The organism is Actinoplanes campanulatus, assembly GCF_014647795.1.
GTDB lineage: Bacteria > Actinomycetota > Actinomycetes > Mycobacteriales > Micromonosporaceae > Actinoplanes > Actinoplanes campanulatus.
On the sequence record NZ_BMPW01000011.1, the window covers coordinates 215,216 to 236,096 of the forward strand.

Consider the following 20,881-nt stretch of genomic DNA (forward strand, 5'->3'; position numbering starts at 1 on the left):
GCGACGAGTTGACCGGCCCCGCGAACAAGACATTGCCCGACTCGATACGCTCTCCGGTGTGGTCGGCCCGCAGGGTCGCGGACCGAAACTGTGTATTCGTACAAACGTTAGGGAGCGACACGACCAATGGCCACCATTGAAGCAATCGTCGCCCGCGAGATCCTCGATTCCCGGGGCAACCCCACCGTTGAGGTCGAGGTCGGCCTGGACGACGGCTCGGTCGGCCGCGCCGCGGTGCCGTCCGGTGCGTCGACCGGCGCCTTCGAGGCGCTCGAGCTGCGCGACGGCGACAAGGGCCGCTACCTCGGCAAGGGTGTCGAGAAGGCGGTCAACAACATCGAGGAGCAGATCGTCGAGGAGCTCGTCGGTTACGAGGCCTCCGACCAGCGCCTGATCGACCAGAAGATGATCGACATCGACGGCACGGACACCAAGTCCTCCCTCGGCGCCAACGCGATCCTGGGCGTCTCCCTCGCGGTGGCCAAGGCCGCCGCCGCGTCGGCCGAGCTGCCGCTCTTCCGCTACCTCGGTGGGCCGAACGCGTCGCTGCTGCCGGTCCCGATGATGAACATCCTGAACGGTGGCGCGCACGCCGACTCCAACGTCGACGTGCAGGAGTTCATGATCGCCCCGATCGGCGCGCCGACCTTCCGCGAGGCCGTTCGCAGCGGCGCCGAGGTCTACCACGCGCTCAAGTCGGTGCTGAAGAAGAAGGGCCTCTCCACCGGCCTCGGCGACGAGGGCGGCTTCGCGCCGAGCCTGTCGGCCAACGTCGCGGCCCTGGAGCTGATCGCCGAGGCCGTGCAGGCCGCCGGCTACAACCTGGGCAGCGACATCGTCCTGGCCATGGACGTCGCGGCGACCGAGTTCCACAAGGACGGCGCGTACGTCTTCGAGGGCGCCCCGAAGTCGACCGAGGAGATGATCGCGTACTACGCGAAGCTCGTCGCCGACTTCCCGATCGTCTCCATCGAGGACCCGCTGGGTGAGGACGACTGGGCCGGCTGGAGCGCGATGACCACCGAGCTCGGCAACAAGATCCAGATCGTCGGTGACGACCTGTTCGTCACCAACCCGCAGCGCCTGGCCCGCGGCATCGCCGAGAACGCCGCCAACGCCCTGCTGGTCAAGGTGAACCAGATCGGCTCGCTCACCGAGACGCTGGACGCCGTCGAGCTGGCCCACCGGGCCGGCTTCAAGACGATGATGTCGCACCGGTCCGGCGAGACCGAGGACGTCACCATCGCCGACCTGGCCGTCGCGGTCGGCTCCGGCCAGATCAAGACCGGCGCCCCGGCCCGGTCCGACCGGGTCGCGAAGTACAACCAGCTCCTGCGCATCGAGGAGCAGCTGGAGAGCGCCGCCCGGTACGCCGGTGCGGGCGCGTTCCCGCGTTACCGCGTCGGCTGACCCTCCGGCGTCGGATCATCGGGTTTGTGGCACCCGCCTTCGGAGACATAGATTTCCGGGGTGGGTGCCACGAACACGTGACGGTCAGCGGGGAGGGTGAGATGGCGGAACGCCGCACACCGAGCGGCCAGGGCCCGGCCCGGCGAGCCGGTGGCCGTCCCACCCCGCCCCGGACCAGGAATACCGGCCCGATCCGGGTGCCCGCCGCGCGGCGTACTCCCTCGGGGTCCGGCGGCGCAGCCGCGAAGCGCACCGAGGCGCCACGCCCGCGCGCGCTGACCGGCCGGGCCACCGTCCTGATCGCGCTGGTCGTGGCGCTGGCGCTGGCCTACACGTACCCCGTCCGGGTGTATTTGAAGCAAGAGGCCGAGATCGCCGAGATGGAGCGGGCGCAGGCCGTGCAGCGGGGTGAGATCGCCGAGACGGCGAAGACCCTGGAGAAGTGGAACGACCCGGAGTACCTGCGGATCCAGGCCCGGGAGCGGATCTTCTACGTGCGCCCGGGTGAGACGCCCCTGCTCGTCGTCGACGACAAGGACCGTGCCGCCCGCACCGCCGCCGAGCAGACCCCGGCGGCCGCCCCCGACCGCTGGTACGACACGCTGTGGAGCAGTGTCCAAGCCGCCAACGCAGAGCCCCAGGACTGATTTCGGACTGATGGAAGAACCCACAACCGCCGACCTCGACATCGTGGCGGCCCAGCTAGGCCGTCGTCCCCGTGGCACACGGGCGGTCGCGCACCGTTGCCCGTGCGGCAACCCCGACGTGGTGGAGACCTCACCGCGCCTCGACGACGGCACACCGTTCCCCACCCTTTTCTACCTGACCTGCCCGCACGCCACGGCCGCATGCAGCCGCCTGGAGTCGGCCGGTGTGATGCGCGACATGCAGGAGCGTCTCAGCACCGATCCTGAACTGGCCAAGCGGTACGCGGCCGCCCACCAGGACTATCTGGACCGGCGGACCGCCATCGAGGACGTTCCGGAGATCAGCCACGTCTCGGCGGGCGGCATGCCGGACCGGGTCAAGTGCCTGCACGTCCATCTCGGGCACGCGCTGGCCGCGGGCCGCGGCGTCAACCCGTTCGGCGACGAGGTGCGGGACGCGATCGAGCCGTACTGGGCCGGCGGCCCCTGCGTGCGCCCGGCCGGCGACGAGTGATCATCCGTCGTGCCCGGACCGGGGACATCAAGGCCATCCGGGCGCTCGTCGACACCTACACGACCGATCGGCGCCTGCTCAGCAAGGCCACCGTCACCCTGTACGAGCAGGTGCAGGAGTTCTGGGTGGCGGCCGACGAGACGGACCGGGTCATCGGCTGCGGTGCCCTGCACGTGATGTGGGAGGACCTCGCGGAGATCCGTACGGTCGCGGTCGACCCGGCCCGGCGCGGTCAGAAGATCGGCCACCGGATCGTGTCGGCGCTGCTCGACCAGGCGCGCGAACTCGGCGTACGCCGGGTGTTCTGCCTCACGTTCGAGACCCGGTTCTTCGGGTCGTTCGGGTTCACCGAGATCGACGGGGCCGCCGTGCCGCACGGGGTCTACGAGCAGTTGCTGCGCTCCTACGACGAGGGCGTGGCGGAATTCCTCGACCTGGAACGGGTCAAGCCCAACACCCTGGGGAACACGAGAATGCTGCTGCACCTGTGAGCGTCCGAGTCGCCGCGATCGACTGCGGCACCAACGCGATCCGCCTGCTGATCGCCGACGTCGACGGGGACAAGCTCGTCGACGTCGCCCGGCGGATGGAGATCGTGCGGCTGGGGGAGGGCGTCGACCGTACCGGGACGCTCGCTCCGGCCGCGATCGAGCGGACCCGGCAGGCGCTGCTCGGCTACGCGGCCGAGATCGCCGAACTGGGCGTCACCCGGGTGCGGATGTGCGCCACCTCGGCCAGCCGGGACGCGTCCAACGCGCAGGACTTCCGGGACATGGTGCGCGGTGTGCTCGGCGTCGACCCCGAGGTGATCACCGGCGAGCAGGAGGCGCAGCTCTCCTTCGACGGCGCCGTCCGCGGCCTCAGCGCGGAGGGCCCCTATCTGGTCTTCGACCTGGGCGGCGGCTCCACCGAGTTCGTCACCGGCACGACCGGCGTCGAGCGCGCCATCTCGATGGACATCGGCTGCGTCCGGATGACCGAGCGGCACCTGCACGGCGACCCGCCCACCGCGGCCGAGCTGGCCGCCGCCGAAGCGGACATCATCGAGGCCGTCGACACGGCGCTGGCCGCCGTGAACGGCCGGGAGGCTCGGACGCTGGTCGGTCTCGCCGGGACGGTCACCACCGTCGCGGCTCTCGCTCACGACCTCGAGGTGTACGACTCCGCGCGCATCCACCACAGCCGGGTCGAGGCCCCGGCCGTGGCCCGGGTGACCGCCGAGCTGCTGGCCATGACCGTCGCCGAGCGTCTCGCGCTGCCCGTGATGCACCCGGGCCGGGCCGACGTGATCGGCGCCGGGGCCCTGATCATGAAGCTGATCATCGAGCGGTCCGGCCACGACTTCGTGATCGCCTCGGAGCACGACATCCTCGACGGCATCGCCTTCGGCCTGGCCGTCTGATTCTCCGCACCGCCCCTGGAGGGTAGTGCGCTGTTGACGGTACTTCGGATTGCGCAGTAGTGTGCTCCGCGTGGATCCGACCCAGTTGCTCAAGGGCGTGCTAGACCTCGCCGTCCTCGCCGTCCTGCGCGACGAGGACGGTTACGGCTATGACATCCTTCGCCGCCTGCGCGCGGCCGGGCTGGAAGACGTCGGTGACGCCTCCGTCTACGGCACACTGCGCCGCTTGTTCAACAACGGCCTGCTGAACAGCTATGTCGTGCCCAGTGACGAGGGCCCGCACCGGAAGTACTACGCACTCAACGCGGCCGGCCGCACCGAGCTGCAACGCTCGGGCAAGGTCTGGAGCGGCTTCGCATCGATCATGGATGATCTTCTTCGCGAGCGGGGGAAGGCGTGAACCTCACGGCACAGGACGAGATCGCCGTCTACGTGGAGGGCGTTCGGCTGGCACTCGCCGGCCTGCCGCCCGCCACCCGGGACGAGTTGCTCGAAGACCTGCCCGAACATCTGGCCGAGGTTCTCGCCGAGGGCGGCGGATCACTCACTGACCGGCTCGGGCCACCGGAGGCCTATGCGGCCGAGCTCAGCGCCAGCGCCGGCTTCGCCACGGCCGGGCAGCCCACCTCACGCTACGCGGCGGTCACCGGCAGAGCCGCCCGGCATCGAGCGCGGATCAGCCAGACGGTGCAGCGGGCCGACGTCCGGGTCGGGCCCATCCTGGGGTACGCGAAAGCGAGCGAATTCCTGGTGCTCCTCCGTCCTGCCTGGTGGGTGCTGCGCGGCTACCTGGCGGCCATGGCGATCGCGTTCATGTTCGACGGCAACTCCCGCCTCGGCCTGATGCCCCGGCTCGGCGGCGACGACTTCGCGGCCGTCCTGCTGCTGGCCCTGGGCATCCTCGGCTCGATCTGGCTCGGCCGCCGCGGCACACCGGCCCGCAAGTGGCCCCGGCGCGCCCTCCGCCTGGCCACGGTGTACCTGGTGTTCTTCGCCCTGATCGGCTTCTTCGAGGTCGACTCCGCGGCCCAGCGCGACGGCTACAACGAGGTCGGCTACTCCGGCTGGAACGAGTTCACCGGCGTCCGGGACGTCTACGTCTACGACGGCGACGGCCGCCTCATCTCCGGCGTGCAGCTCTACGACCAGGACGGCAACCCGATCCGCCTGGGCGAGCCCTACTGCGACGACCCGACCAGCGGCATGAGCGTCCCGAGCCGCACGCTGGGCTACCCGCACTGCCCGGAGGCCGCTCCGTACCACCCCGGCGACCCGTCCGCCGTCACCCCACCCACCCCGGACACCTCCACCCCGTCCGCCCCGGCGACTTCCCCGAACGCCTCGGCTCCGGCAGCCTCCTCGGCCGACTCGCCCTCGAAGCCGCCCGCACCCGCCGGCGGCGCCCAGACTCCCGCGGCCAAGGACCCAGTCGACAGCGCCAAGCCTTCCGTCCCGGCCCGGGTCGGCTAGGGGCCCCTCCACGCCGCCGACCCGGAACGCCCAATTCCGGGAGGTGCGTGCGGCTCAGATCATCTTGCGGACGCATTGATGGACGCATCCCAGGAGAGAAGGTGGGCCGGGGTTGGTAGGGGGATCGCGCGCGAGCGACAGTGATCGCTATCCTCGCGTGCCGGCGATCGACATCCGGTCGTGCCCCCTGGAAAGGAACCCCTGATGACTGACCCGGTTGTGCCCCCTCAGCCCGGCGGCGCCGTCCCGCCGGACGAGGCGGGGACCGTCCTGCCGCCGACCAGCGGTGCCTCCGGGTCCGAGTCCTCCCCGACCTCACCGGCCACTGCTCCGCCCGCCGGCTCCCCGGCCCCTACCGCCGCCGCTCCCGAGCCCACCACAGCTCCCGCGCCCACCACGGCGCCGGATCCCTCCTCGTCTCCAGCCGCGGCTCCGGGTTTCCCGCCCGCTCCCGCCGTGGCTCCGGGCTACCCCACGGATCCAGGCGCGGCGCCGGGCTTCCCGGCCGGGCCGGCTGTGGCGCCGGGCTATCCGGCTGCGGCTCCGGGCTTTGCCGGAGGGCCGGCTGTGCCGCCCGCAGAAGGTGGGACTCCGGGCTATCCGGGTGCCCCGGCACAGGGCTTTCCTCCGCCCGGGTTCCCTCCGGCGGAGGCCGCTCCGCGGAAGAACAAGGCGCTGGGCAAGGTCCTCGGCGTCCTGGGCGCGATCATGGTGATCGCCGTCGTCGTGGTGATCAAAGTCCTGATCAGCAGCCTGCTCGGTGACGCGACGGCCGACGCCAAGACCGGCGACTGCGTCTCGATCGGCAAGGAACTCGGCGCGGAGGTGTCCGAGACCACGGCCGAGGTCGTCGACTGTTCCTCCGGTGAGGCCGGCTACACCGTCGTGGGCCGGGTCGAGGGCACCACCGATGTCATGGGCACGGCGTGCGACCAGTACTTCAAGGAGGGCGACGACGCGGTCATCCTGGCCGGCGACGACTACCTGCTCTGCGTGGTCGCCAAGCCCTGACCGCGACGCGGCGGACCATCCAGATCGCCCCATCCGGCTCCCAGCGCTGTTTCGGCACCCGCGCTTCCGGCCCGGCGGGCGCTCACGTCGTGCCGTCCGTGTGTCCGGCCTGCCGCTGTGACGTGGGTGGGCGATCACGGAGACCGTTATGTGTGCGCTGGTCGGCGTAAACGAGCCGGATGGGCGGACAGCGGACCGATTGACCAGCAGGGTCAGGGGCTGCTCGAGCGTGCTCGAGACAGCGCTCAGGCCCAGCTGGATCTTGGGGCTGGTGGGGGCCGGGTGCGCGGGGGTGCGGGCGGGATGCTGTGCTGGACGGGTGTTGCCGTCCGGCGCGTCCGCGCGTACCCCTGAGGAAGTCGTCGCCCAGGCGGCCGGGGCCGCCTCACTGAGCGTGCTCGACGCCGGGGTCGCGGATTGTTTCGCCTGCCCGCGCCTGGTCGCCTGGCGCACCGACGTCGCCGTGACCCGGCGGGCGGCGTTCCGGGACCAGGAGTACTGGGGGCGGCCTGTCCCCGGCTTCGGCCCGGCCGACGCCGAGATCGCGATCCTGGGGCTGGCCCCGGCGGCGCACGGCGGGAACCGTACCGGGCGGATTTTCACCGGCGACCGCTCCGGTGACGTGCTCTTCGTCGCGCTGCACCGGGCCGGCCTGGCGAATCAGCCGACCAGCGTCGCCGCTGACGACGGCCTGGAGTTGCGGCACACCCGGATCTTCGCGGCGGTCCGCTGCGCGCCGCCGGACAACAAGCCGCTGCCGGAGGAGCGCGACACCTGCGCGCCGTGGTTCCAGCGGGAACTCCAGTTGATCCAGCCGACGGTCCGCGTCGTGGTGGCGCTCGGCGCTTTCGCCTGGGCGGCGTGGTGGCCCGCGATGACCGCCGCCTACCGGGTGCGCCCGCCGGTGCCACGCCCGAAATTCGGGCACGGCGCCCAGGTCAGCGTGCCGGGAGCGCCCACCCTGCTGGGGTGTTTCCACGTCAGTCAGCAGAACACCTTCACCGGCCGGCTGACACCGGACATGCTCGACGAGGTGTTCGCCCGTGCAAAGGTTCTGGCGGGCCTGGCATGATGCGAGGCCTGTCGACAAACCCCGAGTCACGGATCTGAGCCTCCGCATGGATTTCGCCGTACTGCGCCGATGGTGGCCACTGGCCGCCGTACTCGGGCTGCTCTTCGTGGTCGCACTGGCCGCGACCCGGTCCGCGCCGCAACTCGACCAGATCAAGCCGGAGTCGACCGCCACGACCCGCCCACCGCTGCTGCCGCCGCGCCCGTCGGTGACGCCCAGCCTGTCGGAGTCCATTCCGGAGCCGGCGCGGCAGCTGCCCGGTTGGGTGGGCACCGCGACGCTGGTGCTGCTGAGCGTGGCCGCGCTGCTCATGGTGGTCGGCCTGTGCTGGGCGCTGGTCCGTGACTATCTGCGCCGGCGCCCGGCCCGCAGCGGCAAGCACGAGCCGCGCCGCCCGACCCGGACGGCCGACGACCTGGTGGCGGCGCTCGACGCCGGCCTGGAGGAGCTCTCCGACACCGACCGGGACCCACGCCGGGCGGTGATCGCCTGCTGGGTGCGGCTGGAGGACGCGGCGGCCGCGGCCGGCACGCCACGGCACCCGGGGGACAGCCCCACCGACTACGTCGGACGGCTGCTGGCCGAGCAGCAGGTCGACGCCCGCGTGCTGGCCGCGCTGCTCGAGGTCTATCGCGAGGCGAGGTACGCGACGCACACCGTCGACGACCAGATGCGGCAGCAGGCCCGGTCCGCGCTGGAGCGTCTGCGCGCCGATCTGGGCGCGACCCGGGCCGGGGTGACCGCGTGAGCGAGCTTGTGCATTCGCGGGGGCGCCGGCGCGAGGCGGAGGTGACCACGTGAGCGACGGGGGACTGGACGATCTGTTCGGCGCGGCCGAGGGCCGGGTCGTCGTCGAGGAGCGGGAGCCCGTCACCAGGCGGCGCTCGGCGGCCGTCACGCTGATCGGCAACGCGGCCGTGATCGGGCTGGCCACAGTGGTGGTGACGGCCGGTCTGCGGGCGCTCGGCCTGACCATCTCGCTGTTGCTGCTGATCGCCCTGCTCACCGGTCTGCGCCTGCTGATCCACGCGGTCGCGGTGGTGGCGCCGCCGCCCGGGCCGCGGCTGCGGTCGGGGATCGGCGCGGAGGCCCCGCCGGCGGTGGACGCGCTGCGGGCGACGGTCCGCCGCTGGGAGCGGAACCTGGACCAGGCACACTCGGATCCGGATCTGCATGCGCGTAACGTTCTGCCGGTGCTCGCGGAGCTCGCCGACGAACGGCTGCGCCTGCGGCACGGCATCACCCGGGCCAGCGACCCCCGCCGGGCCCGTGAGCTGCTCGGGGACGACCTCTGGGCGACGCTGTCCGGTCCGGGGCGCCGCGCGCTCAAGGCCCGGGATGTCGAGACCTACCTCGACGCCATGGAACGACTGTGAGAAAGGTGCGCCGGTGACGCAGGCTCTTCCCCCGTACGAGGTCGGGCGGCTGGCCGGGGCGGTCCTCGACTCCGTCGGCACCGTCGTGGTGGGCAAGCGGGATTCGCTGGAGCTGGTGCTGGCCGGGATCCTGGCCGGCGGCCACGTGCTCCTGGAGGACATGCCAGGGCTCGCCAAGACGCTGACCGCCCGGTCCTTCGCGCAGGCGCTCGGTCTCGACTTCCGCCGCCTGCAGTTCACCCCCGACCTGCTGCCGGCCGACGTCACCGGTTCCTTCCTGTACGACCAGCGCAAGGGCGACTTCGCCTTCCGGGCCGGCCCGGTGTTCACCAACATGCTGCTGGCCGACGAGATCAACCGGACGCCGCCGAAGACCCAGTCCGCCCTGCTCGAGGCGATGCAGGAGAAACAGGTGTCGGTCGAGGGCGTCACCTACCGCCTGGACCCGCCGTTCCACGTGATCGCGACGGCCAACCCGATCGAGTACGAGGGGACGTACCCACTCCCCGAGGCGCAGCTGGACCGGTTCCTGCTGCGGGTGTCGTTCGGCTACCCGACGGCCGAGGAGGAGTGGGCGATCCTGCAGCGCCGGATGGCACGCCGCCAGGAGGAGGCCACCCTCGCTCCGGTGGTCGACTCTCGTACGCTCCAGATGATGCAGGGCGCGCTGGAGTCCGTCGCGGTGGAGGATTCGATCGGCCGCTACATCGTGGCGCTCACCTCGGCCACCCGCGAGCACGGCGCCGTACTGGTCGGCTCCTCGCCGCGTGGCTCGCTCGCGCTGCTGCTGCTGGCCCGCGCCCGGGCGGCGATGGCCGGCCGTGACTACGTGGTGCCGGAGGACGTGAAGGACGTGGCGATCCCGGCGCTGGCCCACCGGATAACGCTGCGGCCGGAGATGTGGCTGCGCCAGGTGAACCCGTCGTTCGTGGTGCAGGAGGTGCTCACCGCGGTGCCGGCCCCGGCCAGCGGGGCGCTCCCGACGTACGCCCGGCATGACTGACCTGTTGCGCCTGCGCCCGGCCGTGCCCGCGGGCGGGGCCGGCGAGTCGTCGTCCGGGCCGGTCTGGGCACCGACCCGGGCACTCGGCCGTACGGTCCTGCTCACCGGCCTGCTGCTGCTCCTCGGCGTGGCGCTGGGCCGCGTCGACCTGGCGCTGCTGGCCGCCCCGTTCGCGATCGGCGCGGCGATCAACCTGCGCCGGATCCCGTCCGCGGCCCCGGAGATCACGGTCCGGACCGACGAGTCGTACCTGGTCGAGGGCGGCGCGGTGGACGCCGGGCTGACCGTCTCGAACCCGGACACGATCGACTACGACCTTGTGGTGGTGCGTACGCGCACCTCCCGCTGGCTGAAGCTGGAGCACGCCGACCGCCCGTTCGCGATCACCGTGGCCGCCGACGGCTGGGCCGCGATCGACCTGCCCGGCGAGGCGACCCGCTGGGGCCGGCAGGACGTCGGTCCGGCCGCCGCCCGGGCCGCCGCCTGTGGTGGCCTGCTGGCCTGCCGTCCGGTGGTGACACCGGCCACCGGGGTGCGGGTCTACCCGGTGACCGAGCCGTTCAACGCCACCGAGGCGATGCCGGCCGCGGCCGGTCTGGTCGGCGCGCACCGCTCCCGGCGGCCCGGTGAGGGCGGTGAGTTGGCCGGGGTCCGGCAGTTCGCCCCCGGTGACCGGCTGCGCCGCATCGACTGGCGGGTCTCTCTGCGGACCCGTGACCTGCACGTCGCCTCCACCCTGTCGGATCGGGACGCCGAGGTGCTGCTGCTGCTCGACGTGCTCGGCGAGATCGGCCTCTCCGGCGGGGTCCGCGGCGGCTCGTCGGTGCTGGACACCACGGTCCGGGCGGCGGCCGCGATCGCCGAGCACTACCTGCACCGGGGCGACCGGGTCTCGTTGCTGGAGTACGGCGCGACCGCCCGCCGGCTGCGCCCCGCCTCCGGCCGCCGGCAGTACCTGACGGTGCTGGAGTGGCTGCTGGACGTACGGCCCGATCCGGTCGACTCCGAGCAGTACGAGAACATCGTCGGCGCCCACCACGTCTCCTCGTCCGCGCTGGTCGTGGTGCTGACCCCGCTGGTCGACCCGCGGGCCGCCGACATGCTGGCCCAGCTCACCCAGTCCGGCCGGTACGTGGTGGCGGTGGACACCCTGCCCGCCCAGGCCGCCCCGCCGGTGCGGAACCAGTGGACCCCGCTGGCCACCCGGCTGTGGCGGCTGGAACGGGAGAACGTGCTGGGCCGGCTGCGCGAGCACGGCGTACCGGTGGTGGCCTGGGCCGGCGCCGGCAGCCTGGACCTGGTGCTGCGTGACGTGGCCCGGTTGGCCTCGGTTCCGAGGGGGCGCTGACGTGCGGAACGACCTGACCAGGCGAATGGACCGGTGGCGTACCGCCGCGGGACGGGCCACCACGGTGCCGTTCCTGGTCCGGTGCGGCGTCCTGCTCACCGGCCTGCTGGCGACCGCCGTCGCCTGGCCGCTGGAGATGCTGTCCAACCCCCGGCTCATGGTCCTGCCGGTGGCGGCCGTGATCTGGGCGGCGCTGGCCCCCCGCGGCCGGGGTGGCACCGCCGCGGCGCTCAGCGTGATCGCCGGGTGGCTGGTGAACACCGCCGGTTTCGGCGCCTCGATCGACCTGTGGCGGGTTCTGACCCTGGCCACCCTGCTCTACCTGGGACACACGCTGACCGCACTGGCGGCCGTCCTGCCCTACGACGCGATGGTGAACTTCGACGTGCCGGCGCTCTGGCTGGGCCGTGCCCTGATCGTGGTGCTGATCTCCGCGGTGGTCATCGTCCTGGCTCTCGGCCTGACCGCCGACCTGGGCGGCGACGCCTTCCAACTGGCCACGCTCGCCGGTCTGGCCGCGGCCGCCGCCGTGACAATGGTCCTAGCACGTATGGTCCGTCGCGGGTGAAATCTGAGTGTTAGGTCACTTGACTTCCGCCGTTGTGATCGTCACAGAACCACGCATTAATCGCTTCACCCGCGCGACAATAGAGGCGTGAATCCGCCGCGCATCGTCGTCGTAGGAGCAGGTCACGTCGGGCTTTACGCCGCCCTCCGCCTGTCCAAGAAGCTGAACCGCAATCGGGCCGAGGTTGTCGTAATCGACCCTGTTCCGCACATGACTTACCAGCCGTTCCTGCCTGAGGCGGCGGCCGGTAACATTTCGCCGCGACACGCTGTGGTGCCGCTGCGCCGGGAGTTGAAGAAGTGCCGCATCGTCTCCGGTGAGGTGACCCGGGTCGAGCACGCGCGTAAGACCGTGAGCGTTCAGCCGATCGACGGTCCTGCCTACGAGTTGGAGTACGACCACATCATCGTGGCGCCCGGCTCGGTCTCGCGGACCCTGCCGATTCCCGGCCTCAGTGACATGGGCATCGGACTCAAGACCATCGGCGAGGCCATCTACCTGCGCAACCACATCCTCGACCGGCTGGACGTCGCGGCCGTGACGCCCGACGAAGAGGTGCGCAAAGCTTCGCTGAACTTCGTGTTCGTCGGTGGCGGCTTCGCCGGCATCGAGGCGCTCGCCGAGATGCAGGACGTGGTCTCCGACGCGCTGAAATACTATCCGGAGCTGGACCCCAAGGAGGTCCACTTCATCCTGGTCGAGGCCACCAACCGGATCCTGCCCGAGGTCGGTCCCGAGATGGGCGCGTACACCGCTCGCCAGCTCGCCGCCCGCGGCGTGGACCTGCGTCTGGGCACCTTCCTGAAGTCGTGCGCCGACGGCCGGATCGAGCTCTCCGACGGTGACTCGTTCCGGGCCGAGACCCTCGTCTGGACGGCCGGTGTCAAGCCGTCTCCGATGCTGGCCAACACCGACCTGCCGCTGGGGCCGAAGGGGCACGTCAACTGCCTGCCCACCCTCCAGGTCGCCGACACCGAGACCGGCGAGGTCCTGGAGGGCGCCTGGTCCGCCGGTGACTGCGCGCAGGTGCCCGACCTGACGAACCCCGGTGGCTGGTGCTCGCCGAGCGCCCAGCACGCGGTCCGCCAGGCGCGGGTGCTCGCCGACAACATCGTTCAGGTGATCCTCGGCGGCGCCCCGAAGGAGTACCGCCACAAGCACGTCGGCGGTGTCGCCGGCCTCGGCCTGAACAAGGGTGTCGCGCACGTCTACGGCATCAAGGTCAAGGGCTACCCGGCGTGGATCATGCACCGGACCTACCACGTGAGCCGGATCCCGTCGTTCAACCGCAAGATCCGGGTGCTCGCCGACTGGACGCTGGCGCTGTTCCTCAAGCGGGAGACCGTGGCGCTGGGCCAGCTGCACCGCCCGCGTGAGGAGTTCACCGAGGTGACCCCGCCGGTCGAGCTGCCGCAGGAGAAGAAGGTGGGCGCCGGATCCCGCTGATCCGGTAATGCCGTTTCCACTGCCTGGGCGGCACCAGCTACGGTGTTCGCAAGCCGCCCGGGTGGTGGAATGGCAGACACGGCCGCCTTAAAAGCGGCTGCCCGAAAAGGCGTGCGGGTTCGAGACCCGCCCCGGGCACCATCTACCGCGGCCGCGGCGTCACGCCGCGGCCGCGATCTTGAGCGCAATGCCGCTGACCAGCACTGACGTCGGTCATTTTCAGCTGGCTCACAGCTACTGGAAGCAGCGGGATGTGGACATACGGCTTACCCTGGAACGACAGGCACAGCGCCGTAACCTCAAGGGAGGCTGGAAACAGTGAAGACATCGAACCCGGTGCTCTCGCGCCTTGGCCAGGCGGCCGAGCGGGAGCGAGCGGCCGGGTACGGGCCATATGGGCCGGCCCCGCAGCCGGGTTACGGTCAGCCGGCGTACGGCGATCCCTACCCCACCGCGGCGGGCTACCCTTCCGCTCCTCCGGCCGTTCAGCCGATGACCCTCGACGACGTCGTCGTCAAGACCGTGCTGCTTCTCGGCCTCACCGGCATCTCCGCGGTCGCCGCGTGGAACCTGATCCCCGACGCCCTGATCGGTCCCGCGTGGATCGGCGCGGCGCTGGTCGGCCTGGTTCTCGGCCTGGTCATCTTGTTCTCGCGGATGGCCAACCCCGCTCTCGTGCTGACCTACGCGGTCATCGAGGGTGTCTTCGTCGGCATGGTCAGCAAGTTCTTCGAGAACATCCTGGGCTATCAGGGCATCATCCTGCAGGCCGTGATCGCCACCTTCGGTGTGTTCTTCCTGATGGCCGGGCTCTACAAGGCCCGCGTCATTCGGGCGACGCCGAAGTTCATCCGCGGGATGATCGCGGTCATGGCCGGCCTCTTCGCGGTCATGCTGATCAACTTCGTGCTGGCGCTCTTCGACGTCAACACCGGTCTGCGTGACAACGGTCCGCTCGGCTACATCTTCAGCCTGGTCTGCATCGTGGTCGCCGCGTTGAGCTTCATCCTGAACTTCAACGAGATCGAGGAGGGCGTGCGGATGGGTCTGCCGCAGCGCTACTCCTGGACCGCGGCGTTCGGCATCCTGGTGGGCCTCGTCTGGCTCTACATCGAGATCCTCCGCCTGCTGAGCTTCTTCCAAGGCGACGACTGACGGTTCGTCGGTCGTCGCGAGCAACGCCCGGCTCGCCTCCCCGCGAACCGGGCGTTGTCCCCCGCTTGACGCGAGCCCGCCCGTGCCCCGTGCCGGGCGGGTTCCGCTTTTCCCGAAGCCTTCCCCAAAGCCTCCCGCCGCAGCCTTCGCCGGGAGCCTTCCCTCCGGAGCCGCCCGGGTATGGTCGCCGGGTGCCCGACTTCGCCACCTCCATCGAGCGGCTACTCACGCAGGTCCACCACTGGGACGAGCCACGCTGGCGAGCCGCTGCCGCCACCGGCACGCGCTCGCGGCTGGTACAGGACCTGGTGCAGCGCCTGGCCGACCTGAGCGCCGAGGCCGAGTCCCGCCCCACCCGCCGGGTCCCGCACATCCACGACCTGGTCCTGCGCGACCAGCTCCGGGTCCTGGCCGACGACCTCCTGGCCGCCGCCCCGTCCGCCGACCTGCTGACCCGGGCCACCACCGCGGTCGACGACACCCGCCGCGCCCTCTGACACCCTCCGCAAAGCGGCATTCCGCCGGCCCGGACGATCGCAGACTTCAAAACCCATCATCTGGTACGGGGAAGCCCGCACCCAACCGCACTTCCCAGTCCCGCCGAGCACCGCGAGGCGCTGCCCACTCCAGGCCTTAGCGCGCCCGCCGGTCCACCTGCATGGCTGAGGCTTGTTCGGCATGTGTGGGTCAGGAGGGTAGGGGGAGGGTCAGGGCGTCGAGGTCGGGGACCGGGCGGAAGCCGAGTTCGGCGTAGAGGGCCTGGGCCGCGGTGTTGCCGGGCTCCGTCTGCAGGGAGACGCGCAGGGCGCCGGCGGCCCGGGCTTCGGCGATGGCGTGTTCCATGAGGGTGCGGGCGACTCCGTTGCGTCGCTGGGCGGGGTCGACGAAGAGGTCGCGTATGGAACAGACCTGGCCCAGGCGCAGCGAGGCGGGGAGGACCAGGGTGGTGATCAGGCCGGCGGGGCGGCTGTTCTGGAGGGCCACGGTCAGGGTCAGGCCGTAGGTGGTGATCTGACGGGTGAGCCAGCCGGCGGTGGCCGACGGGTCGGAAGGGCGACCGTAGTGGGCCCGGTAGTCGTCGAAGAGGGCGGCTGCGGCGGGGAAGCCGGCGTGCTCAGGGGCGACGCGGACCAGTTTGGGCGGCATGTGGGCACCGTATCGGGGTGTGCGGTTCGAGGGTGACCACGCACGGACGTCGCCGGGTGGGGGTGGCCGTTCAGGAGCCGCCAGGCGACTGGCCGCCCGCGCCCGGCCCTCGGCGGGAGCGACGGTCTGTACCCACCGCCCCGCTGCGACATCAAGATCTTGACCCTGCCTCGCTGCGACTGATCGCGAAACGGCCCGGCCTCGCTGCGATAGATCGTGGAACGGTCCGGCTGTGCTGCGGGAGATCGTGAAAAGGCCCGGCACGCGGGGTGGGCGTGCCGGGCCGGGGGGTGCGGGAGGTCAGCTGAGGCGTTCGACGATGAGCGCCATGCCCTGGCCGCCGCCGACGCACATGGTCTCGAGGCCGATGGACTTGTCGTGCCAGTCGAGCGAGTTCAGCAGGGTGCCGGTGATGCGGGCGCCGGTCATGCCGAACGGGTGGCCGACGGCGATGGCGCCGCCGTTCACGTTGAGCTTCTCCAGCGGGATGCCGAGGTCCTTGTACGACGGGATGACCTGGGCCGCGAAAGCCTCGTTGATCTCGACGAGGTCGACGTCGCCGATGGTCATGCCGGCGCGCTTGAGGGCCTGCTTCGACGCTTCGACCGGGCCGAGGCCCATGATCTCCGGGGAGAGGGCGGTGACGCCGGTGGAGACGATCCGGGCGAGCGGGGTGATGCCGAGCTCGCGGGCCTTCGTGTCGCTCATGATCACGACCGCGGCGGCGCCGTCGTTGAGCGGGCAGCAGTTGCCGGCGGTGACCCGGCCGTCGGGGCGGAAGACCGGCTTGAGCTGCGAGACCGCGTCGACGGTGACTCCGGCGCGGGGGCCGTCGTCCTTCGACACGACGGTGCCGTCGGGCAGCGTGATCGGGGTGATCTCGCGCTCCCAGAAGCCGTTGGCGATGGCCTTCTCGGCGAGGTTCTGGCTGCGGACGCCGAATTCGTCCATCTCCTCGCGGGAGACGTTCTTGATCTGTGCCAGGTTCTCCGCGGTGTAGCCCATCCCGATGTAGATGTCGGGGGCCAGACCGTCTTCGCGGGGGTCGTGCCAGACGCTGCCGTTCTGGGCGCTGGCCTGCGTGCGGGCCTGGGCCTCGTCGAAGTACGGGTTGGTCCAGCGGCCCAGCGCCTCCTGAGCGGCCGACGGCAGGCCGTCGGAGCTGCCGCGGGCGAACCGGGACACGGTCTCGACACCGGCCGAGATGAAGATGTCGCCCTCACCGGCCTTGATGGCGTGGAAGGCCATCCGGGTGGTCTGGAGCGAGGACGAGCAGTATCGCGTGATGGTGGCGCCGGGCAGGCCGTCCAGGCCCAGCTTGGTGGCGACCACACGGGCCATGTTGAAGCCCTGTTCGCCGCCGGGCAGACCGCAGCCGAGGTAGAGGTCCTCGATGAGCGTGCGGTCGAGCTGCGGCACCTTGTTCAGGGCGGCGTCGACGATCGTGGTGGCGAGATCGTCGGGGCGCAGATCCTTCAGCGAGCCCTTGTGGGCGCGGCCGATGGGCGAGCGGGCAGTGGCGACGATGACAGCTTCCGGCATGGGCTCAGTTTACTCATCGGTAACATGGTCGGAAGCGCGAATTTGTCACACGACGTGCAAAAAATTCAGACGCTGCTCATCGCCGCTTTCGACACCGCCGGATAGAGCGCGTGCGCCCAGACCCGGTAGCCGTCGGCGGACGGGTGGAAGCCGTCGTAGCAGAGCGTCCCGGCGTCGGCGCGGAACACCGCACCCGTTTCGGCGGCCAGGTCGACGACCACACCGCCGGCCTCGGTCACCGCCCGGGCCTGGGCCCGGGCCATCCGGCGGCCGACCAGCCCGGCGATCTGCCGCAACGGCGGGGCCATCGAGCGGGCGGCGCCCAGATCCGGGCAGGTGCCGACCACCACCTGCACGCCGGCCGAGCGCAGCCGCCGCACCGCCTGGCCCAGATGGTCGGCCGCGTCCTCGGGGCCACGCCCGGACGCCGCGTCGAACGTCCCGATCAGCACCACGGCCACGTCCGGCCGGTCGCCGAGCAGGGAACGGGCCACCTGGGTGGCCAGGTCGCTGGACCGGGACCCGGCCACGCCGACGCTGGACAGCAGCACGTGCCGCTGGCCCGTCTCGGCCGAGCCGTCGGCGAGCAGGCGGGCGAGCTGGCCACCGACCGTGTCGGACAGCCACTCCACGCCGACACCCACCGCGGCCGAGTCGCCGAGCAGCACCAGGCGCAGCGGCGGCGCGCTCTGCGGGCCCATCGACGTGCGCAGGGCCAGGCCCATGGTGGGCTTCGCGTAGCGCCGGGCCTTGGCGGCCAGCATCTCCCCGGCGATCAGCGCGACACCGCCCACCGCGCCGGCCAGCAGACTCGTGGCAGCGGCCCTGGTGAGTCGTTCCGGCAACCCCGCCATGTCCCGCCTCCCTGCATCAGCCGACCTGATGATCCTCTGGGGTATACCCTACGGCCCCGGCCGCGGAGTCACCGCTGGGAACGGGGGCCGCGGCCGCAGGGCGCGCGCTGAACCAGCGGTAGCGGCGCATCCGGGCCCACGGCCCGGCCGGGGCGACCTCGGTGCCGGGCGACCGGACCGCCACGTCGGCCGCCTCGGGAAGAGCCCGGACGTCCTCGGCGACCGGGATGGCCACCCGGTCCTCCGTGCCGAGCACGGCCATCACGGTCGGCATCATCACGGAGACCGCCCTGGCGTACCCCTCGGCGGACGGGTGGAAACGATCCGAGCTGTACATCCGCACCGGGTCCGCCTCGAACATCGGGCCCAGTAGGTTGCCCAGCGACACCGTCCGGCCGCCGGCCTCGACCACGGCGATCGTCTGCGCGGCCGCCAACTGCCGGCTCCAGCGCCGGGCCAGCCAGCGCAGCGGCGGCTTGATCGGCTGGATCGCGCCGAGGTCGGGGCAGGTGCCGACCACGACGCGGCATCCGGCCGCACGCAGCCGGCGCACCGCGTCACCCAGATGGCGGACGGCCGCGTCACGGGCCGAGAAGTGCGTGACGTCGTTCCCCCCGATCAGGATGATCGCGAGATCCGGTTCGTACTCACACGCGGCGTCCACCTGGTACGGCAGGCCGGCCGAGACCGACCCGACCACGGCCAGCCGGTGCAACCGGACCGGGCGGCGCAGGCGGCGGGACACCCCGGTGGCGAAGAGCGCGCCGGGTGTCTCACGGGGACGGTGGACGCCGTACCCCGCGGCCGAGGAGTCGCCGAGAATCACCAGGTTGACGGGCCGGCCGCCGAATTTCGCACCGTAGACGCCGTCACCGCGGGGCGGGGGCGCCTCGGCCATCGGGATGATCCGGCGGGCGTCGGCGGCCTGGCGCATCAACAGGCCGGCGGAGATGGCCGTCAGCCCGGCGACCGCGCCGGCGGCCCGGGCGGCCACCCGGATCCATCGCCAGTGGGCACTGCTGGTTGCGTCGATGGTGCTCATAGTCTCCCCCGCTGTCGCTCGAAGGGAACCATCCGGCTCGCCCATGATCGGCGTTGCTGTCGGAATTCGAGGTTAACTCGCGATGGCGAGAGGCAATCATGGCGCGCCCACGTCATGCTTGAGTTGCCGAAAGGGGAACACAGATGGCCAAAACGTTGAAACGTGCCGCGGCGTTCACCGCACTCGCTCGGGCGCTCACCGCGGGCGCCCGGGGCGGTCCCACACTCGCCCAGAGGCTCAGCGCGCTGCCCCGCATGATCGCCGCCACGGCCCGGGGGCGGTACGACGGCGGCCTCCGGCTGGCGTTGATGGCGGCCGCCACGGCGTACGTGGTGTCCCCGGTCGACGCCGTCCCGGAGGCGTTCGTGTTCCTCTTCGGGCTGATCGACGACGCGGTCGCGGTCACCTGGCTGGCCGGCACGATCCTCAGTGAGACTGAACGGTTCCTGGAGTGGGAGCGGACCCGGTCCGCCCTGGTCGTAGAGTGAAGCGTGCGCTATTACGACAACGTGGTCGAGATCATCGGTAACACCCCGCTGGTCCGCCTGAACAGCGTGACCAAGGGCATCAGCGCCACCGTGCTGGCCAAGGTCGAGTACATGAACCCCGGCGGTTCGGTCAAGGACCGGATCGCGCTGCGGATGGTGGAGGACGCCGAGAAGGCGGGCCTCCTCAAGGCCGGCGGCACGATCGTCGAGCCGACCAGCGGCAACACCGGGGTCGGCCTGGCCCTGGTGGCGCAGCAGCGGGGCTACAAGTGCGTCTTCGTCTGCCCCGACAAGGTCAGCGAGGACAAGCAGAACGTCCTGCGGGCGTACGGCGCCGAGGTGGTGGTCTGCCCGACCGCCGTCGCGCCGGAGGACCCGCGTTCCTACTACAACGTGTCCGACCAGCTGACCCGGGACATCCCGGGCGCCTGGAAACCGGATCAGTACAGCAACCCGGCGAACCCGCGCTCGCACTACGAGCAGACCGGGCCGGAGCTCTGGGAGCAGACCGGCGGGAAGATCACCCACTTCGTGGCGGGCGTCGGCACCGGCGGCACGATCAGCGGCGTCGGGCGCTACCTCAAGGAGCAGGGGCCGGTCCGGGTGATCGGCGCCGATCCGGAGGGCTCCGTCTACTCGGGCGGGACCGGGCGGCCGTACCTGGTCGAGGGCGTCGGTGAGGACTTCTGGCCGTCCGCGTACGACCGGGAGGTCACCGACGAGGTGATCGAGGTGAGCGACTCGGACTCCTTCGAGATGACCCGCCGCCTGGCCCGCGAGGAGGGCCTGCTGGTCGGTGGCTCGTGCGGGATGGCCGTGGTGGCCGCGCTCGAGGTCGCCCGCAAGGCCGGCCCGGACGACGTGGTCGTGGTCCTGCTGCCGGACGGCGGCCGCGGTTACCTGTCCAAGATCTTCAACGACCGGTGGATGGCCCGGTACGGATTCCTGCGCACCCAGGAGGGCACCCCCACGGTGGCCGACGCCCTGGCCGGCAAGGGTTCCGAGATTCCGCCGCTGATCCACGTGCACCCCACCGAGACGGTCCGCGACGCCATCGACTACATGCGGGAGTACGGCGTCAGCCAGCTCCCGGTGCTCAAGGCCGAGCCGCCGGTGGTCACCGGGGAGGTGGCCGGCTCCGTCTCGGAGAAGGTGCTGCTGGACGCGCTCTTCACCGGCCATGCCCATCTGCACGACACGATCGAGCGGCACATGAGCAACCCGCTGCCGATGATCGGCGGTGGCGAGCCGGTGGCCGAGGCGGTCGCCCTCCTGGAGAAGGGCGACGCCGCGATGGTCCTGGTCGACGGCAAGCCGGCCGGTGTCCTCACCCGTCAGGACCTGCTGGCCCACCTCAGCTAGCCCTTCCTCGCGATCAGCGGCCCTC

General features: G+C 71.4%; 24 protein-coding genes and 1 tRNA gene. 20 read left to right on the forward strand and 5 right to left on the reverse strand.

Annotation, left to right across the window (positions count from 1 at the left end; genetic code table 11):
• Nucleotides 1-126 precede the first annotated feature (126 nt).
• The 14 genes from eno (at nucleotide 127) to IEZ13_RS22570 (ending at nucleotide 11,821) form a co-directional block, all read left to right on the forward strand.
• On the forward strand, nucleotides 127-1,410 hold the full coding sequence (eno, locus tag IEZ13_RS22505; protein ID WP_183222956.1) for a phosphopyruvate hydratase: 1,284 nt from the start codon (nucleotides 127-129) through the stop codon (nucleotides 1,408-1,410).
• A 101-nt stretch (nucleotides 1,411-1,511) separates the two neighbouring features.
• Nucleotides 1,512-2,057, forward strand: a complete 546-nt coding sequence (locus IEZ13_RS22510; protein WP_183222957.1) for an FtsB family cell division protein — start codon at nucleotides 1,512-1,514, stop codon at nucleotides 2,055-2,057.
• A gap of 10 nt (nucleotides 2,058-2,067) precedes the next feature.
• Entirely contained in the window at nucleotides 2,068-2,571 is a 504-nt protein-coding gene (locus IEZ13_RS22515) for a DUF501 domain-containing protein (protein WP_183222958.1), read from the forward strand.
• A complete protein-coding gene (locus tag IEZ13_RS22520) occupies nucleotides 2,568-3,062 on the forward strand; it encodes an amino-acid N-acetyltransferase (RefSeq protein ID WP_183222959.1) in 495 nt (164 codons plus the stop codon). The genes IEZ13_RS22515 and IEZ13_RS22520 overlap by 4 nt, the downstream gene beginning before the upstream one ends.
• The gene (locus IEZ13_RS22525) at nucleotides 3,059-3,973 is read left to right on the forward strand and encodes a Ppx/GppA phosphatase family protein (RefSeq protein ID WP_183222960.1); all 915 of its coding nucleotides are present in this window, start codon (nucleotides 3,059-3,061) and stop codon (nucleotides 3,971-3,973) included. Before IEZ13_RS22520 ends, IEZ13_RS22525 begins: the two co-directional genes overlap by 4 nt.
• Nucleotides 3,974-4,043: 70 nt before the next feature.
• Complete coding sequence (locus IEZ13_RS22530) at nucleotides 4,044-4,373, forward strand: PadR family transcriptional regulator (protein WP_183222961.1); 330 nt, start codon at nucleotides 4,044-4,046, stop codon at nucleotides 4,371-4,373.
• Nucleotides 4,370-5,443 carry an HAAS signaling domain-containing protein gene (locus IEZ13_RS22535; protein WP_183222962.1) on the forward strand — a complete coding sequence of 358 codons (1,074 nt, stop codon included), beginning with the start codon at nucleotides 4,370-4,372 and terminating at the stop codon, nucleotides 5,441-5,443. Before IEZ13_RS22530 ends, IEZ13_RS22535 begins: the two co-directional genes overlap by 4 nt.
• A 204-nt stretch (nucleotides 5,444-5,647) precedes the next feature.
• Entirely contained in the window at nucleotides 5,648-6,454 is an 807-nt protein-coding gene (locus tag IEZ13_RS46670; protein WP_229794889.1) for an LppU/SCO3897 family protein, read from the forward strand.
• A gap of 319 nt (nucleotides 6,455-6,773) precedes the next feature.
• Nucleotides 6,774-7,526, forward strand: a complete 753-nt coding sequence (locus tag IEZ13_RS22545) for a uracil-DNA glycosylase (protein WP_275408369.1) — start codon at nucleotides 6,774-6,776, stop codon at nucleotides 7,524-7,526.
• 46 nt (nucleotides 7,527-7,572) lie between these two features.
• On the forward strand, nucleotides 7,573-8,274 hold the full coding sequence (locus IEZ13_RS22550) for a DUF4129 domain-containing protein (protein WP_183222964.1): 702 nt from the start codon (nucleotides 7,573-7,575) through the stop codon (nucleotides 8,272-8,274).
• 49 nt (nucleotides 8,275-8,323) lie between these two features.
• The gene (locus IEZ13_RS22555; RefSeq protein ID WP_183222965.1) at nucleotides 8,324-8,902 is read left to right on the forward strand and encodes a hypothetical protein; all 579 of its coding nucleotides are present in this window, start codon (nucleotides 8,324-8,326) and stop codon (nucleotides 8,900-8,902) included.
• Nucleotides 8,865-9,905: an AAA family ATPase gene (locus IEZ13_RS22560; protein ID WP_229794891.1), complete on the forward strand. Its 1,041-nt coding sequence runs from the start codon at nucleotides 8,865-8,867 to the stop codon at nucleotides 9,903-9,905. The genes IEZ13_RS22555 and IEZ13_RS22560 overlap by 38 nt, the downstream gene beginning before the upstream one ends.
• Nucleotides 9,898-11,253 (forward strand): DUF58 domain-containing protein, encoded by a 1,356-nt coding sequence (locus IEZ13_RS22565; RefSeq protein ID WP_183222967.1) that lies wholly within the window; start codon nucleotides 9,898-9,900, stop codon nucleotides 11,251-11,253. Before IEZ13_RS22560 ends, IEZ13_RS22565 begins: the two co-directional genes overlap by 8 nt.
• 1 nt (nucleotide 11,254) lies before the next feature.
• Nucleotides 11,255-11,821, forward strand: coding sequence for a hypothetical protein (locus IEZ13_RS22570; RefSeq protein WP_229794893.1), 567 nt, complete (start codon nucleotides 11,255-11,257; stop codon nucleotides 11,819-11,821).
• Between the two features lie 15 nt (nucleotides 11,822-11,836).
• On the opposite strand, the gene IEZ13_RS46675 is transcribed toward IEZ13_RS22570, so the two are convergent.
• Entirely contained in the window at nucleotides 11,837-12,031 is a 195-nt protein-coding gene (locus tag IEZ13_RS46675) for a hypothetical protein (protein ID WP_229794917.1), read from the reverse strand.
• Between IEZ13_RS46675 and IEZ13_RS22575 the strand changes: the two genes are divergently transcribed.
• From IEZ13_RS22575 to IEZ13_RS22590, 4 genes are all read left to right on the forward strand, one after another.
• Nucleotides 11,972-13,267, forward strand: coding sequence for an NAD(P)/FAD-dependent oxidoreductase (locus tag IEZ13_RS22575; RefSeq protein WP_229794915.1), 1,296 nt, complete (start codon nucleotides 11,972-11,974; stop codon nucleotides 13,265-13,267). The two genes, IEZ13_RS46675 and IEZ13_RS22575, sit on opposite strands and share 60 nt — an antisense overlap.
• 55 nt (nucleotides 13,268-13,322) lie before the next feature.
• Nucleotides 13,323-13,408 (forward strand) — tRNA-Leu (locus tag IEZ13_RS22580).
• A gap of 177 nt (nucleotides 13,409-13,585) precedes the next feature.
• The gene (locus IEZ13_RS22585) at nucleotides 13,586-14,422 is read left to right on the forward strand and encodes a Bax inhibitor-1/YccA family protein (RefSeq protein ID WP_183222969.1); all 837 of its coding nucleotides are present in this window, start codon (nucleotides 13,586-13,588) and stop codon (nucleotides 14,420-14,422) included.
• A gap of 191 nt (nucleotides 14,423-14,613) precedes the next feature.
• The gene (locus IEZ13_RS22590) at nucleotides 14,614-14,919 is read left to right on the forward strand and encodes a hypothetical protein (protein ID WP_229794895.1); all 306 of its coding nucleotides are present in this window, start codon (nucleotides 14,614-14,616) and stop codon (nucleotides 14,917-14,919) included.
• Between the two features lie 190 nt (nucleotides 14,920-15,109).
• On the opposite strand, the gene IEZ13_RS22595 is transcribed toward IEZ13_RS22590, so the two are convergent.
• The 4 genes from IEZ13_RS22595 to IEZ13_RS22610 form a co-directional block, all read right to left on the reverse strand.
• Nucleotides 15,110-15,568 carry a GNAT family N-acetyltransferase gene (locus IEZ13_RS22595; RefSeq protein WP_183222970.1) on the reverse strand — a complete coding sequence of 153 codons (459 nt, stop codon included), beginning with the start codon at nucleotides 15,566-15,568 and terminating at the stop codon, nucleotides 15,110-15,112.
• A 300-nt stretch (nucleotides 15,569-15,868) separates the two neighbouring features.
• Nucleotides 15,869-17,110: an acetyl-CoA C-acetyltransferase gene (locus IEZ13_RS22600; protein ID WP_183222971.1), complete on the reverse strand. Its 1,242-nt coding sequence runs from the start codon at nucleotides 17,108-17,110 to the stop codon at nucleotides 15,869-15,871.
• Between the two features lie 65 nt (nucleotides 17,111-17,175).
• Nucleotides 17,176-17,964: an SGNH/GDSL hydrolase family protein gene (locus IEZ13_RS22605; protein ID WP_183222972.1), complete on the reverse strand. Its 789-nt coding sequence runs from the start codon at nucleotides 17,962-17,964 to the stop codon at nucleotides 17,176-17,178.
• 16 nt (nucleotides 17,965-17,980) lie between these two features.
• Nucleotides 17,981-19,006, reverse strand: a complete 1,026-nt coding sequence (locus IEZ13_RS22610; protein ID WP_183222973.1) for an SGNH/GDSL hydrolase family protein — start codon at nucleotides 19,004-19,006, stop codon at nucleotides 17,981-17,983.
• 143 nt (nucleotides 19,007-19,149) lie between these two features.
• Here IEZ13_RS22610 and IEZ13_RS22615 point away from each other — a divergent pair, with 143 nt between their 5' ends.
• Nucleotides 19,150-19,494, forward strand: a complete 345-nt coding sequence (locus IEZ13_RS22615) for a YkvA family protein (RefSeq protein ID WP_183222974.1) — start codon at nucleotides 19,150-19,152, stop codon at nucleotides 19,492-19,494.
• A 3-nt stretch (nucleotides 19,495-19,497) separates the two neighbouring features.
• A complete protein-coding gene (locus tag IEZ13_RS22620; RefSeq protein ID WP_183222975.1) occupies nucleotides 19,498-20,856 on the forward strand; it encodes a cystathionine beta-synthase in 1,359 nt (452 codons plus the stop codon).
• Nucleotides 20,857-20,881: the final 25 nt, after the last annotated feature.